The organism is Myxococcus sp. CA023 (assembly GCF_010998615.1).
GTDB lineage: Bacteria > Myxococcota > Myxococcia > Myxococcales > Myxococcaceae > Myxococcus.
On sequence record NZ_JAAEAH010000074.1, the window covers coordinates 1 to 12,729 of the forward strand.

The window sequence follows — 12,729 nt, forward strand, 5'->3', positions numbered from 1 at the left end:
GGAGGGGGCGGCGGACGGAACACCACGTCCGTGCCCTTCTTCTCTTTGATGACTTCCGTCACCTTGCCGGCAGCGGTGACGGCGGCGATGCCCATCAGCGCGAACACGGCGACGGACGCCGTAGTGGAGAGCGCGAATCGCCGCGCCGATTGGACGTCCGGGCCGCTGTCGAAGGTCTCGAACATGACTGGACGCGCATATAGCGACGCCATGTGTCGGGCCTGTCCGGGGCCCGTGACACTTTGCTTCCATCAACTTGACGGAAGCGTCACGGCGCGAGCCCGCCACCAAAGCAACGTGGCAGGCGTGACACGGCGTCGGCGTCCGCCACCGCTCGCGGTGCGCCCATGCGGCGCATCTGCGACAGCAGGACGATCAGCAACGCCGTGTAGACGAGCGCGAAGGGGCGCCACAGAAGGACGTGGCGGCTCCATTCCGCGCCCAGTCCCGAGTCAGAGACCAGGAGACCCGTGAGGGCGATGAGTGCCACCAGCACCAGGTTGGGTCGGTGGCGGCTCTCCACCGCGGCGCGGATCAACGGCCAGGCCAGCACGTAGTTCGCGCGCCACGCCAGCGGTGACAGCAGGGTGACACCCAGGCAACACACGGCGATGAGGTCCGCCGGCCCGGGTCTTGCCCACACCACGGCGGCGACGAAGAGGACCATCGCCACGGCCTGCGCCAGCGACATGTCACCGGGGGGCACCACGGTGTCGGGCGGGTACACCAGCGCCAGCAGCACGGTGGGCAGGCCCTGGGTGTTGGACTGGAGCGCCCAGGGCGGCGTGGTGCGCGCCAGTGTGTCGCTCCACAGTTGGAACTGGACCAGCGTGCCGTCCCATCCGTAGCGGGCGAGCGTGGGCAGGGTGAGCACCCCTCCCACCACGGCGGTGGCGCCGATGACGCGCCAGTGCCGGCGCCACAGGAAGAAGAGGCCGACGAGGGCGGCGGGCGGCTTGAGCAGGAAGGCGACGGCGAAGGCGGCGCCAGGGCGCCACACCTGTCCACGTTCGGCGCCGAGTGTGCACAGGAGGATGAGCAACAGGATGACGGCGTCCACCTGGCCGTAGAACAGCTCGAAGGTGAAGGCCGGCAGCAGGGCCAGCGTCGTCAGCGCGGGCGCCCAGGCCCAGGGCGTGGCTTCCCCCGACGAAGGCGTGGCGCGCATGGTGAGGCGGGCCACGGCAGCGAGCGCGGCGATGGAGCCCAGGTTCCACAGGGCCACGGCGGCTCGCGCGGGGAGCAGGGTGAAGGGAAGGAAGAGGGGCGCGGTGATGGGCGCGTACTTGAACGGCATGGTGCCGTCGGACAGGCGGTAGATGTCCGTGGCTTCCCAGAAGCGCTCCGCCGCCATGAGGTAGACGCGGAAGTCCACGCCCCTGCGGGGATGCTGGCCCACTGCGATGGCGGCCACGGCCAGGACGGCCAGCACGAGCCACCAGGCCCAGCGCGCCCAGCGCGCACTCACTCCAATGGATGTCCCCTCACCCGCGGCCGGTGGGGGGGATTCGGAGCCGGAGGGCCCCGGGGCGACGGCGGTCATCAGTAGGGAGGGGTGGGGTGGGCAGCGGCACCATTCCACGCCCACCCCCGCGCACGCAACGGAGGGGCGGCGCGCTAGAGGCCGTACGCCTCCAGCAGCTTCAACCACACCTCGCTCATGGTGGGGAACGACGGCACCGCGTGCCATAACGTGTCGAGCGGCACCTCCCCCGCCACGGCGATGGTGGCCGCGTGGAGCATCTCTCCCACCTCCGGCCCGGTGAACGTGGCGCCCACGAGCACCCGGCGCTTCTCGTCCACCACCCACTTCACGGTGCCAGTGAGGCCCTTGCCCACCAGCGACGTGCCGGGCACGTCCTGGAGTTGCTTCTCCACCGCGCGCACCGGCAGCCCGGCCTCGCGTGCCTTGGCCTCGGTGAGGCCCACGCTGGCCACCTGCGGGTGGGTGAAGACGACTTGTGGGGTGGCCTTCGCGTCCGCCCAGGCCTTTGCCTGCTTGCCCGCGATGACGTCGCCCACCATGCGGGCCTGGTACTTGCCCATATGGGTGAGGAGGTTGCGGCCATTGGTGTCGCCGCACGCGTAGAGCCAGCCGCCGTCCACGCCCTTCGCGCGGAGTTGGTCATCCACTTCCACGGGCTTGCCGCCCACGAGCCCCACCGTCTCCAGCCCGATTCCTTCCGTGCGGGGCACGCGGCCCATGGCCACCAGGATTTCGTCCGCGACGACCTGCTCGCCATTCGACAGCGTCACCGTCACCTCGCCCTTGCCGCCGGGCCGCTGGACGCGCGTCACGTTCATTCCCAGCAGCACGCGCACGCCGGCGTCCCGCAGCGCCTGCGCCACCTGCTCACCGGCGAAGGGCTCCGCGCGGGACAGCAATCCCTTTCCGCGCTGCACCAGCGTCACCTCGGAGCCCAGCGAGCGCCACGCCTGGGCCAGCTCCACCGCGACGGCGCCGCCGCCCAGCACCACCAGCCGCTTGGGCACCACCTTGGCCGCGGTGCCCTGGCGGTTATCCCAGGGCTGGGCGTCCTTCAGCCCTGGGAGGTCCGGGATGCGCGGCCGACTGCCGGTGGCCAGCACCACGGCCTTGCGGGCCTCCAGCTCCCGCACGGTGCCGTCCTTGTTCTCCACGCGCACCTTGCGTGGGCCGGTGAGCTTGCCGGTGCCCCGCACGACCTTCAGCTTCGCGTCCTCGGCCCACTTCACCTGGGAGTCGTCGTTGTAGTTGCTGACCATTGAATCCCGGTGGGCCAGCACCGCGCGCGCGTCGATGCCCTCCTGGAGCCTCTCGCGTACGCCGGCGGCATGCTCCGCCAGCCACCGCGCTTCCCCCGGACGCAGCAAGGCCTTGCTGGGGATGCAGGCCCAGTACGAGCACTCGCCGCCGAGCAGCTCATGCTCCACCAGCGCCACCGACAGCCCGGCCTCCGCGGCGCGCGCACCGGCGACCTCGCCCGCGGGGCCCGCTCCAATCACCACCACGTCGAACGCTTCCGCCATGTGCCTTCACCTCGTGCCCGCTGCGTAGCGCGACGGCGGGCCATGCCCACGGCCGCGTTGAGACGCACGTCCGCTGCTGGAAAGTGAGGGTGGTCACCCGCCGACACCGGACACAGGGCACGGGCCCGAGGGGTGGTTGGCTGTCAGGTCTGCCCGCGTCCTGCCGTCCGGGGCTGTCGCTTGCCGCGGGCAGGGGGGCGGTCACACCTTGCCTGCGCAGCATCACGGTCCGCGCGGGAGTCACGCACGCGGCGGGAGGTGTGTCATGGGACGTGTCTTGAATGGAGTCTCGGGTCGCTCCGCGCTGAACGTGCAGAACCGGGTGGGCCGCCTCCCTCGCTGAGCGGGACGGAGCGCGCTTCCAGGGCCTTGGATTCGGCATGTGCGCGGAGCCTTTGCCTCCGTGCAATGGGCCGGTGTGTGTCTCGTGCGTCGCTGACGGCTTGAAGCCGGGAGCGCACGAGGGGCACGCGCGGCCTTCTGGGAACCGTTCGTCCTCTCATGTCCTCTTCCAGGAATCGCCGTACCTCGTCATCGCGCCATCTGCGCGTGCAGTCCCATCTGTCCCAAGAAGTCTCCCGCACCTTCCGGGGTGAGCTGTCCGACCCGAGGCTCGAAGGCGTCGCGCTGACGTCCTTCGAGCTGTCGCCGGACGGCCGCCTCGTTCGCATCGGCTACACCGTCACGCCCGAAGCCGCGGCTGCCGGCCTTCGTCCCCTGCAGGCGGCGCTCGAAGGCGCCAGCGGTTACCTGCGCTCGCAGCTCGCGGAGCACCTCGACCTCAAGCGCGTGCCGCAGCTTCGCTTCATCTACATCGGCGTCTCGGAGCACACGCCCGGAGCGGCGGAGGAGGGCGAGTCATGATGCCCCGCTTTCTTCCGCCCGCACCGGGCTGCAGGCCCATCCTCGTCTGGGCCCGAGCGCTGCCTCCCGGCGCGGAGAAGCAGCTGCGTCACATCGCCTCCCAGCCCTATGTCGTGGAGCACGTGGCCGCCATGCCGGACCTCCACGTCGCTTCCGGCATCGCAGTGGGCACCGTCTTCGCCACTGAGCACCACGTCGTACCGGGGGCCCTGGGCGGAGACCTGGGCTGCGGCGTGAGCGCCTGGCGTTTCCCACTCACCTCGGGCCTTCCCGGACGGGACGTGCTGGAGCGCGTGCTGTCTCAGTTGGCCGAGCGCATCCCCGTGGATGACGCCGTCCACCGGGGCAGGGGACTGCCCTTGCCCCCGGCGCTGGAGTCACCGCCCCTGTCCACTCAGAAACTGCGCCATGCCTGGGAGCGGCTGGCGCCCAGACACCTGGCGACGCTCGGGGGCGGCAACCACTTCCTTGAACTGGACCGGGATGCGGACGGGGCCCTCTGGCTGCTGCTGCACACCGGCTCGCGGGGCGTCGGCGCGGCCATCGCGGACCACCACGGGCGGGTGGCCCGGGCGCTGGGGGAGGGCGGCTTGCCGGCCCTGGACATCCACACCGCCGAGGGCGCCGCCTGCCTCGCCGACACGCAGTGGGCCTGCCACTTCGCGCTCGCCAACCGGGAGGCCATCGCCGCTCGCGCGCTGGACGTCCTGGAGGACGCCCTGGGCGTGGCCGCCGACCCCACGTCGGTCGTGGACGTGCACCACAACCACGTCGCCCAGGAGGAGCACGGGGGCCGCCTGCTGTGGGTCCACCGTAAGGGCGCGGTGGGGCTCCAGGCCGGCCAACGCGGGCTCATCCCGGGTTCCATGGGGACGGCGTCCTACGTCGTGGAGGGCCGGGGCGAGCCGCGCGCCTTCCGCTCCTGCTCACACGGGGCGGGCCGCGTCCTCACCCGTGCGGAGGCACGGGCGCGCATCCGCCCGGCGGCGCTGGAGCACGTGCTGCGCCGCGTGGTGTACGACAAGGGGCGCGCCGCCGCCCTGGTGGAGGAGGCGCCCGCCGCCTACCGCGACATCACCGAGGTGCTGGAGGACGAGGCCGACCTCGTCCGGCCGCTCCTGCGCCTGACACCGCTCGCCGTCCTCAAGGGCTGACCGGAAAGGCCGCCCCTGGCGAAAATCCGGGGGCGGCTTTACTCCAGGTGTAAAGGAAGAGCGACAATGCGCCCGGCTCCAGCCGTCACCGGGGCCCGGGCGAGGGGTCCAGTGGCTGACATTGCAGGGAACCGCGTCAGGGGAGTTCCCCGCACCCGTCGGGATGCCGTACACTCGGACACCAGAAGTACACGAGAGAACCTGCTGGGGCGTCGTCTAATGGCAGGACATCAGACTTTGACTCTGAGTATCAAGGTTCGAATCCTTGCGCCCCAGCCACTCCGCTCCGGGGGGACGCGGTAGCCATGCGTCCGTCCCGTGCATGAAGGACGGTGGGCCGATGCCGCAGAAGACACTCCTTCTGGTCTCCGTGGGTAGCCCGCCAGCCTCTCTCCTGAGGGACTTGCAGGACCCGCTGGCGGCGCAAATGGGTGTCGCGGCCGTGGTGTCGAAGACGGTATTGCCGACGCCCGCCTACGCCTTCAACAAGGACCGTGGCCAGTACCACTGCAACGCCATCATGCGGCGGCTGACGCCGATGCAGGAGCCCGGCCAGTTCGCCGTGTTGGGCATCTCCGACGTGGACCTCTTCGTCCCGGACTCGCCTTTCGTCTTCGGGGAAGCGGACCGCGAATCGAAGACGGCGGTGATGAGCCTCCATCGCCTGGCCCAGGGCGTCGCCAGCGATATGTTGCGGCGCCGCGCGCAGGTGGAGGTGGTGCACCAGGCGGGACACCTGCTCGGGTTGTCCTACTGCGAGGACCCTCGGTGCGTGATGTTCTTCGCGCAGACGCCGCAGGACTGCGACCGCAAGCAACAGTCGCTCTGCAACCTCTGCCGCAACGAGCTCCAGAAGCTCAACCGCTGACATTGACCGTGCGTTGAATCACCCGTGGCGCGTTGACGTCAGTCCCGGTGCGCTCTGTAGTACGGGGCTCTCTATCGGCCGGGAAGCGGAGTGATGACGATGACGGGCAAGCGGAGGTTCCTCGGAGCGGTATTGGCGGTGGGGATGTTGGGGGGCTGCGAGCCCCTGGACGACGGTGGCGGCGGCGGCATCGGGGGCGTCCTCTTCACCCGCGGCTTCGCCTTCGTGCGCGAGGACGACCGCAACGTCTTCGTGGTGGACGACGACGGCGACGCCAACAGCCCGCAGCGGCTGACCAACGTGGGCGGCGCCTACTGGCCTTCCGTGTCGCGTGACGGCCGCAGCGTGGTGTTCGTCCAGCGCAGCGGAGGCTCCACCTCGCTGCTGACGGTGCCCACCTCGGGCGGCACGCCCTCCACGCTGTTCCGGGCGAATGATTCGACGTGCGCGCGCGGCTGCTCCAACTTCCGCACGCCCACCTTCAGTCCGGACGGGCGCAGCGTCGTCTTCGTATTCTCGCCCGGCAACAGCTCCCAGACGGCGCTGGCGCGCATCAACACGGACGGCAGTGGCTTCCAGGAGCTCACGCCCAACAACGTCATCGCCTACGGCGCGCCGTCCTTCGTGCCCAACGGGAGCGCGGTGCTGGCGGGCGCGGGCAGCGGGCTGAACCAGCTCGACCAGCTCGCGTACGTGCCGCTCAACGGGGGCACCATCACCTACTCCTTCCTGAGCACGGGCGTGCAGTTCGTGGAGAACCGCGTGGCGGTGTCTCCGAACGGCTCCCAGGTGGCGCTGGATGGGCGCTTGTCCTCCGGTGGCACGCGCATCTTCGTGGCGCAGCTGTCGGGCTCGAACGTGGGGGCGCTCCAGCGCGTCACCATCGGCGGGGCGGGGGAGGAGTCGTGGCCGAGTTGGACGGGCGCCAGCCAGCTGGGCTTCCTCATCAGCTCTGGCGGGAGCGACACGGGCATCTACCGCGCGAACCTGGGCACGGGCTCGGTGTCGCTGGCGGTGCCCAGCGCCACGGAACCGTCCTACGGGCCGATTTGACCTGGAGCCGCTGACCTCGGACCCGGTGGGGTGGCGCCAGCGCCGCCCGCTTTGCGTCCGAGGGGAGGCGGTTCGGGCCTGATTCGCGCAGTGGGGGGCGCCTGCGGTAGCCTGACGCATGGAGATGCCGGCATGAGCGAGTCACCCGACAGCAAGTCCCTCGCCTCTGGCGCGCAATCCCAGGAGCCCATCCTGGGGAGCCGGGCCGGCCATCTGGTGGGCTTCGATGCCAGCGGCGCGGTGCTCGTGGATTTTCCGGGGAACACCTCGGGCCCGGTGGTCGCGCGGCTCGCCGTCGTCGTGGAGCCGAAGGCGCTCCAGGCCTCCGTCGCCCAGCGGCAGAAGGCGGTGCTCCTCTTCGAGAACGGAGACCCCCGGCTGCCCTTCGTCATGGGGCTCATCCAGGAGCCCAGCGCGACGCCGCTGTTGGACGCGTTGCTGGAATCACCACCCCCAGAAGCCGCGCTGCGCCCGACAGAGGCCCGTGTCGACGGCAAGCGCGTCGTCATCGAGGGCCAGGACGAAGTCGTCCTCAAGTGCGGTGAGGCCAGCATCACCTTGCGCCGCAACGGCAAGGTCATCGTGAAAGGCACCTACCTGGAGTCGCGCGCCTCCGGCACCCACCGAATCAAGGGCGGCACGGTCGAAATCAACTGACGCTCCGGGCGTAAGGCGACCTGCGTCCGGGGGCAACTGGCGTCCCAGAGCGCGAGGCGCGATGCTGCCGCGCGGAGGTCTGACGATGTCCCTCTTCGATGCCGTGCTGGCGGGCGACCGTGACGCCGTGGAGTCCCACCTGTCCGCTGGAGCGGACCCGAACCCCTTCGACGAGGAGGGGCGCACGCCGCTGATGGCCGCGGCCCGCGCGGGGCGAGCGGACCTGGTGCAACTCCTCCTGGATGCGGGAGCGGACCCCGAGCTGACGGACAGCATCGGCGAGTCCGCGCTCATCATGGCCGCAGCGCACGGGCACACCGAGGTCTGCCAGTGGCTGATGCCTCACGCGCGCGCGGATGACCAGGACCTGGCCCGCACGCTGCTCTCCGGCCTGGGCATCACCGACTTGCGCTTGGACGCGCCACCTCCGCCGGACAACAGCTTCCGCCGCAAGCTCGCCTCCGCGGGGGCGTATGTCTCCGGCAAGCTGGGAGACGACGGCGCCACCAAGCGGCTGGAGCGCGTCCTGCGCTCGGAGAAGCAGCGCAAGCCCTGAAACGGCGAAGGCCCGGGGCTTCACAGTGGAAGCCTCCGGGCCCTTGCGTGAAGCGAAGCAGCGGGCGGGCCCTTCGGCGGGCCCGCCGCACCACTGGCACTACTCCGGCTTGGCGCTCACCGTGGCGCTGGGGGCCACGGTGCCCACCGCGCCGCTCTTGGTCTCCAGGGCGTCGGCGACCAGCTCGGTGATGTCCTTGATCTTGATGTTCTCCTCACGGCCGGTGTCGTTCACCGCGTCGGAGAGCATCGTGGAGCAGAACGGGCACGCCACCGCGACGATGCCGCTGCCGCCCTTCTCCTTGTAGTCGCCCACCTGGCCCGGCTTCTTCTTGTCCGCGGCGTTGGGGTAGGGCGTGTTCGGGTCCTCGGCGTGCTTCAGCGTGAGCGCGGCCTCGTTCAACCGGTTGTGGTTGATGCGCGTGCCAATGTGCTCCTCCATCCACATGCGGCCGCCACCGGCGCCGCAGCAGAAGCCCTCGCGCTTGCTGCGCTGCATCTCCACCACCTCGAGCCCGGGGATGCTGTTGAGCACCTCGCGGGGGGCGTCGTAGACGCCGTTGTGGCGGCCCAGGTAGCAGGGGTCGTGGTAGGTGAGCTTGCTGTTCATCACCGCGGAGAGCTTGATGCGCTTCTCCTTCAGCAACTCGTTGATGAGCTGCGTGTGGTTGATGACGCGGTACTCGCCGCCGAACTCAGGGTACTCGTTCTTGATGGTGTTGAAGCAGTGCGGGCACTGGGTGATGACGGCCTTCACGCCCATCGAGTTCCACGACTCGACGTTCGTCTTCGCCATCGTCTGGAACAGGTACTCGTTGCCCATGCGGCGCGCGGAGTCGCCGTTGCACATCTCCTGCTTCGACAGCGTGGCGAAGCTCACGCCCGCCTCGCGCAGAATCTTCACCAGCGCGCGGCTGACCTTCTTCTGCTTGTCGTCGTAACTGCCCGCGCAGCCCACGAAGAAGAGGTACTCGTAGGGGCCGCCGTCGTCACCCCACGTGGGGAGCGCCAGGTCCTCCGCCCACTCGTCGCGCCGGTCCTGGCCCAGGCCCCAGGGGTTGCCCTGGCGCTCGATGCCCTCGAACACGCGCTGGATTTCGGGGGGGAACTCCGCCTTCACCTGCACCTGGTAGCGGCGCATGTCGATGAGGCGCGGCACGTTCTCGATGAACACCGGGCAGGCCTGCTCGCACCAGCCGCAGCTCGTGCACGCCCACACCGTCTCCGCCGACAGCGCGCTGCCGACGATTTCGGGCAGCGGCTCCTTCACCTTGTTGGGGCCGTAGCCTTCCTCCACCCACTGCTCGTTATCCCAGAGCCAGTGCTTCAGGTCCTGGTTGACGCCCTTGTGGGTGAGCGGCTTGCCGGTGATGTACGTCGGACAGTGCGTCTGGCAGCGGCCACACTCCGTACAGGAGTAGAGGTCCAGGCCCTGCTTCCACGTCAGGTCCTTCACCGTGGCGGTGCCGAACTCCTCCTTCTCCAGGTCCGGCGTGGGCAGCTTGCCGGTGGAGTGGGTGCGCTGGAAGAAGACGGTGGGCAGGCCGGTGATGATGTGGAAGTGCTTGCCGATGGGCAGGAAGTTCAGGAACGCCAGGATGATGACCAGGTGAACCCAGAAGCCGGCCACGCCCACCACGTGCGCGGCGGTGGCGCCCAGCGGCATCATCGCCAGGCCCGTCAGGCTGGTGAACGGCTCCCACCACACCAGCGAGGCGAGGGACTGGGGCACCTGCGTGGCGCCCACCTGCGCCTGCGCGGCGTGCGCGGCCACCATGTGGCTGCCGCCGAACAGGAACTCGGAGACCATCAGCCCGCCGATGAAGCACAGGATGAGGTACGCCTCCCACGACGGCGTCAGGCGGTCCGGCTTCACCTTCCAGCGGACCCAGATGTAGTAGGCCACGCCCAGCAGGGCCAGCGCGGCGACCACGTCCTTGGCCAGCAGGTAGACCTTGTAGACGAAGAGCAGCGCGGATTGATCCGCCCAGAACGGGTGGCCCAGGTCCGTCAGCACGTCCAGCGCCGTGGTCGAAAACCCCATGGCGAAGAGCATGACGGTGCGCAGGGCCAGCACCATGAAGGCCGCGTAGATGAGGACGTGGAACAGGCCCGGCGTGAACTCCTCCGGATCCACCAGTCGCTTCTGGCCAAGGCCGAAGCGCACCAGCTGCGCCACGCGGAAGGGGATGTTGTCGAGCCGGTTCTCCTTCTTCATCGCGAGCAGGACGCCCACGCGACCGGACATGGTCATCACGAAGATGGGAATGGCGAGGGCTAGCAACAGGCCGGTGATGATGGGACTCATGGGACTCTGAGGACCTCTCGGGCGAGGCAGATGGGCCCGGGCTGCCGCGTCGCGGCAATTCTTGAGTGCACTTCAACCCTAACAGGGGTGATTCTCGAATCAAGCACCCTGCTGCCCCAGGTGTCCTTCACTGGAGAACGCTGCCCGGGTCCACTGGGGAGTGAGCGGCCATCGCACGGATTTACCAGTGGCGGGCGGCAGCCAGGCGCCCTTTGAAAATACCCGGGAGTAAACCGCTGTGGGGGTTCCTTTCTCGTACCTAGGGCTTACCTTGTGCGATTGTCACGGGCATTGTCTGACGTCTGACTGTTCGTAACCAGCTGTAAATACGAACATTCCTTGCTGGAGGACAGGCGGGTAGGCAGACGGGCTACATGGCCCCCAGAACTTTGAGACCCCAAGGGCTTTACAACGCGGGACGACATCCCCAACATGGTCGGTAAATCGGTCAACGATTGATGGAGCGGGCCTCGCATGGGGCGAGCCCGGGTCGACCGAAGCGGGATGCCCACCTTTACCCGGGTGGCCTCCAGAGGAGCCGGCGATGGTTCACGACGACACCACGTACATGGACGATGAAGGTTTGCCTTATGTGGATCCGCGGCAGGACGCTGGCGCGGAGTCTTCTGGGGCCGACGAGGGCGCGCCCGGCCGCCGTTGGGGCTACTCCGAGGAGTCGTGGGGCGGCTGGGCTGCGGCCGAGTAATTCGCGGCCCCCGCGGCCGGTGGACGCGCGGGGGCACTAGCGGTAACCGGGGCAATGGATGCCCGCGTGGTGGCTCCCTCAGGGTGAGCCCCCGGGCCCCCTTGCTCCAAAGCACGACTCCCGACATTCTCAGACCCCGCAGCCTGCCCGTGAGCGTCCCCCGCTCCCGTGCGTTGTGGCCCATGAGACGTCCGGCATCGGGGGCGGTCCGCTCCCGCAGATTGATTCGCGGCACAATGCCTCGTGCGACCACGGGGGAGTACGTATGAAGCAGACGGCCTGGGCAGTGGAGCGTGACGCCGAACATGGCCGCGAGGTGCTCCTCCTCGTCACCCTGGAAGCCGACGCCGACGCCCCCCGCGCACCCGTGGCCATCAACCTGGCCTTGGATCGCAGCGCCTCCATGCGTGGCGTGCCGCTGCTCGCCGCGGTGCAGGCCGCCCAGGCGCTCGTGGAGCGCGCCAGCCCACGCGACTACCTGGGCCTGCTCACCTTCGACGCCGAGCCCGAGCAGGTCCTCCCCATGCGCGCCATGGACCCCAACGCCCGGGCGCAGCTCCTCAAGGTGCTCGCGCGCCTGGAGTCCGGCGAGGGGACCGCCCTGCACGAGGCCGTGGAGCGCGCCTCGGAGTCCGCCCGCCGCGTGCTCGTGCCCGGCGCCCGGCCCCAGGTGCTGATGCTCACCGATGGCGAGCCCTCGGTGGGTCCGTCGCAGCTCGCCGAGTTCAAGACCCAGGGCGCCCGCATCGCCGAGTCCGGCGTCATGCTCCACGCGCTGGGGTTGGGCCGCCACTACCTGCCCGACATCCTGGAGGCCCTCACCAGCCCCTCCGGCACCGGCTTCGTTCACGTGGATGACCCGGAAGGTTTGCCTATGGCCGTGGGCCAGCTGGGCGCCGAGCTCTTCGGTGAAGTCGTCGCCGACGCGCGCGTGCACGTGCTGCCCACGGGCTTCGCCGATGTCCGTTGCCGCCACCGCTATCCCTCGCGCGTGGAAGGCGACGCCATGAGCGCCACCCTGGGCGCCATCTCCCAGGCCTTCCCGCGCCGTGTCCTCTTCTCGGGCATGTTGGGGGATGCGGAGTGGAACCTGGGCGTGTCCACGTCCTACTCCGAGCGCGGCGATACGCGGCGTATCAGCGTGCCAGTGACGCGTGTGTTGCCCGACAGTGACGCGGGCCGCTTCGTGCGCGCCGTGTCCGCCGAACTGGACCTGGTCGCTGGTGAAGCCGCCGCGTGGAAGGCCCTGGGCCGCCGTCATCAGGACGCCGCGGAGCGGGCGCTGGAGGCCGCGGACGTCGCCCTCTACAAACTCGCGCGACTCGGCTCGGCGGAGGTGCCCGCGCAACGCCACGTGGAGCGGCTGGCGGACCTGCGCCGGGTGATGGAGCGCCGGGCAAACAAGCTCCCCGCGCTGGTGATGCGCCGCGCGCACTCGGAGGTCTCCCGCATCACCATGAGCCGCGTGGGCCCCGCGGCGCCCGCGCTGCTGCCCTGGAAGACCGAGGACTGACGCCCGCCGCTCGGCTGCCCTTGTGGGTTCATGACGTTACCT

General features: G+C 69.7%; 11 protein-coding genes, 1 tRNA gene and 1 pseudogene. 9 read left to right on the forward strand and 4 right to left on the reverse strand.

Annotated features, from left to right (window positions below):
• From F8M74_RS28280 to F8M74_RS28290, 3 genes and pseudogenes are all read right to left on the reverse strand, one after another.
• Nucleotides 1-185: pseudogene (locus F8M74_RS28280) on the reverse strand (energy transducer TonB); the annotation flags it as partial.
• Between the two features lie 83 nt (nucleotides 186-268).
• The gene (locus F8M74_RS28285; protein ID WP_141254589.1) at nucleotides 269-1,588 is read right to left on the reverse strand and encodes a glycosyltransferase family 87 protein; all 1,320 of its coding nucleotides are present in this window, start codon (nucleotides 1,586-1,588) and stop codon (nucleotides 269-271) included.
• A 29-nt stretch (nucleotides 1,589-1,617) separates the two neighbouring features.
• On the reverse strand, nucleotides 1,618-3,009 hold the full coding sequence (locus F8M74_RS28290) for an NAD(P)/FAD-dependent oxidoreductase (protein WP_141254588.1): 1,392 nt from the start codon (nucleotides 3,007-3,009) through the stop codon (nucleotides 1,618-1,620).
• A 501-nt stretch (nucleotides 3,010-3,510) separates the two neighbouring features.
• Here F8M74_RS28290 and F8M74_RS28295 point away from each other — a divergent pair.
• From F8M74_RS28295 to F8M74_RS28325, 7 genes are all read left to right on the forward strand, one after another.
• On the forward strand, nucleotides 3,511-3,873 hold the full coding sequence (locus F8M74_RS28295; RefSeq protein ID WP_090490908.1) for a ribosome-binding factor A: 363 nt from the start codon (nucleotides 3,511-3,513) through the stop codon (nucleotides 3,871-3,873).
• Nucleotides 3,870-5,027 (forward strand): RtcB family protein, encoded by a 1,158-nt coding sequence (locus F8M74_RS28300; RefSeq protein ID WP_141254587.1) that lies wholly within the window; start codon nucleotides 3,870-3,872, stop codon nucleotides 5,025-5,027. The genes F8M74_RS28295 and F8M74_RS28300 overlap by 4 nt, the downstream gene beginning before the upstream one ends.
• Before the next feature lie 205 nt (nucleotides 5,028-5,232).
• Nucleotides 5,233-5,306, forward strand: a tRNA-Gln gene (locus tag F8M74_RS28305).
• Between the two features lie 61 nt (nucleotides 5,307-5,367).
• Nucleotides 5,368-5,895 carry a non-proteolytic archaemetzincin-like protein gene (locus tag F8M74_RS28310; protein ID WP_141254586.1) on the forward strand — a complete coding sequence of 176 codons (528 nt, stop codon included), beginning with the start codon at nucleotides 5,368-5,370 and terminating at the stop codon, nucleotides 5,893-5,895.
• A gap of 90 nt (nucleotides 5,896-5,985) precedes the next feature.
• Nucleotides 5,986-6,948, forward strand: a complete 963-nt coding sequence (locus F8M74_RS28315; RefSeq protein ID WP_141254585.1) for a PD40 domain-containing protein — start codon at nucleotides 5,986-5,988, stop codon at nucleotides 6,946-6,948.
• A gap of 132 nt (nucleotides 6,949-7,080) precedes the next feature.
• On the forward strand, nucleotides 7,081-7,605 hold the full coding sequence (locus F8M74_RS28320; protein WP_141254584.1) for a DUF6484 domain-containing protein: 525 nt from the start codon (nucleotides 7,081-7,083) through the stop codon (nucleotides 7,603-7,605).
• An 85-nt stretch (nucleotides 7,606-7,690) separates the two neighbouring features.
• Nucleotides 7,691-8,161: an ankyrin repeat domain-containing protein gene (locus F8M74_RS28325; protein WP_171410342.1), complete on the forward strand. Its 471-nt coding sequence runs from the start codon at nucleotides 7,691-7,693 to the stop codon at nucleotides 8,159-8,161.
• A 99-nt stretch (nucleotides 8,162-8,260) separates the two neighbouring features.
• On the opposite strand, the gene F8M74_RS28330 is transcribed toward F8M74_RS28325, so the two are convergent.
• Entirely contained in the window at nucleotides 8,261-10,468 is a 2,208-nt protein-coding gene (locus tag F8M74_RS28330; protein ID WP_141254583.1) for a (Fe-S)-binding protein, read from the reverse strand.
• A 544-nt stretch (nucleotides 10,469-11,012) separates the two neighbouring features.
• Here F8M74_RS28330 and F8M74_RS28335 point away from each other — a divergent pair.
• Nucleotides 11,013-11,174 (forward strand): hypothetical protein, encoded by a 162-nt coding sequence (locus F8M74_RS28335; RefSeq protein WP_163884598.1) that lies wholly within the window; start codon nucleotides 11,013-11,015, stop codon nucleotides 11,172-11,174.
• Between the two features lie 265 nt (nucleotides 11,175-11,439).
• Complete coding sequence (locus tag F8M74_RS28340) at nucleotides 11,440-12,687, forward strand: VWA domain-containing protein (protein ID WP_171410341.1); 1,248 nt, start codon at nucleotides 11,440-11,442, stop codon at nucleotides 12,685-12,687.
• The last annotated feature ends 42 nt before the right edge of the window (nucleotides 12,688-12,729 follow it).

Coding starts and splice junctions, on each gene's coding strand:
- F8M74_RS28290 (WP_141254588.1), bottom strand. CDS start 3,009: ATGGCGGAAGCGTTCGACGTGGTGGTGATTGGAGCGGGCCCCGCGGGC.
- F8M74_RS28295 (WP_090490908.1), top strand. CDS start 3,511: ATGTCCTCTTCCAGGAATCGCCGTACCTCGTCATCGCGCCATCTGCGC.
- F8M74_RS28300 (WP_141254587.1), top strand. CDS start 3,870: ATGATGCCCCGCTTTCTTCCGCCCGCACCGGGCTGCAGGCCCATCCTC.
- F8M74_RS28310 (WP_141254586.1), top strand. CDS start 5,368: ATGCCGCAGAAGACACTCCTTCTGGTCTCCGTGGGTAGCCCGCCAGCC.
- F8M74_RS28320 (WP_141254584.1), top strand. CDS start 7,081: ATGAGCGAGTCACCCGACAGCAAGTCCCTCGCCTCTGGCGCGCAATCC.
- F8M74_RS28325 (WP_171410342.1), top strand. CDS start 7,691: ATGTCCCTCTTCGATGCCGTGCTGGCGGGCGACCGTGACGCCGTGGAG.
- F8M74_RS28330 (WP_141254583.1), bottom strand. CDS start 10,468: ATGAGTCCCATCATCACCGGCCTGTTGCTAGCCCTCGCCATTCCCATC.
- F8M74_RS28335 (WP_163884598.1), top strand. CDS start 11,013: ATGGTTCACGACGACACCACGTACATGGACGATGAAGGTTTGCCTTAT.
- F8M74_RS28340 (WP_171410341.1), top strand. CDS start 11,440: ATGAAGCAGACGGCCTGGGCAGTGGAGCGTGACGCCGAACATGGCCGC.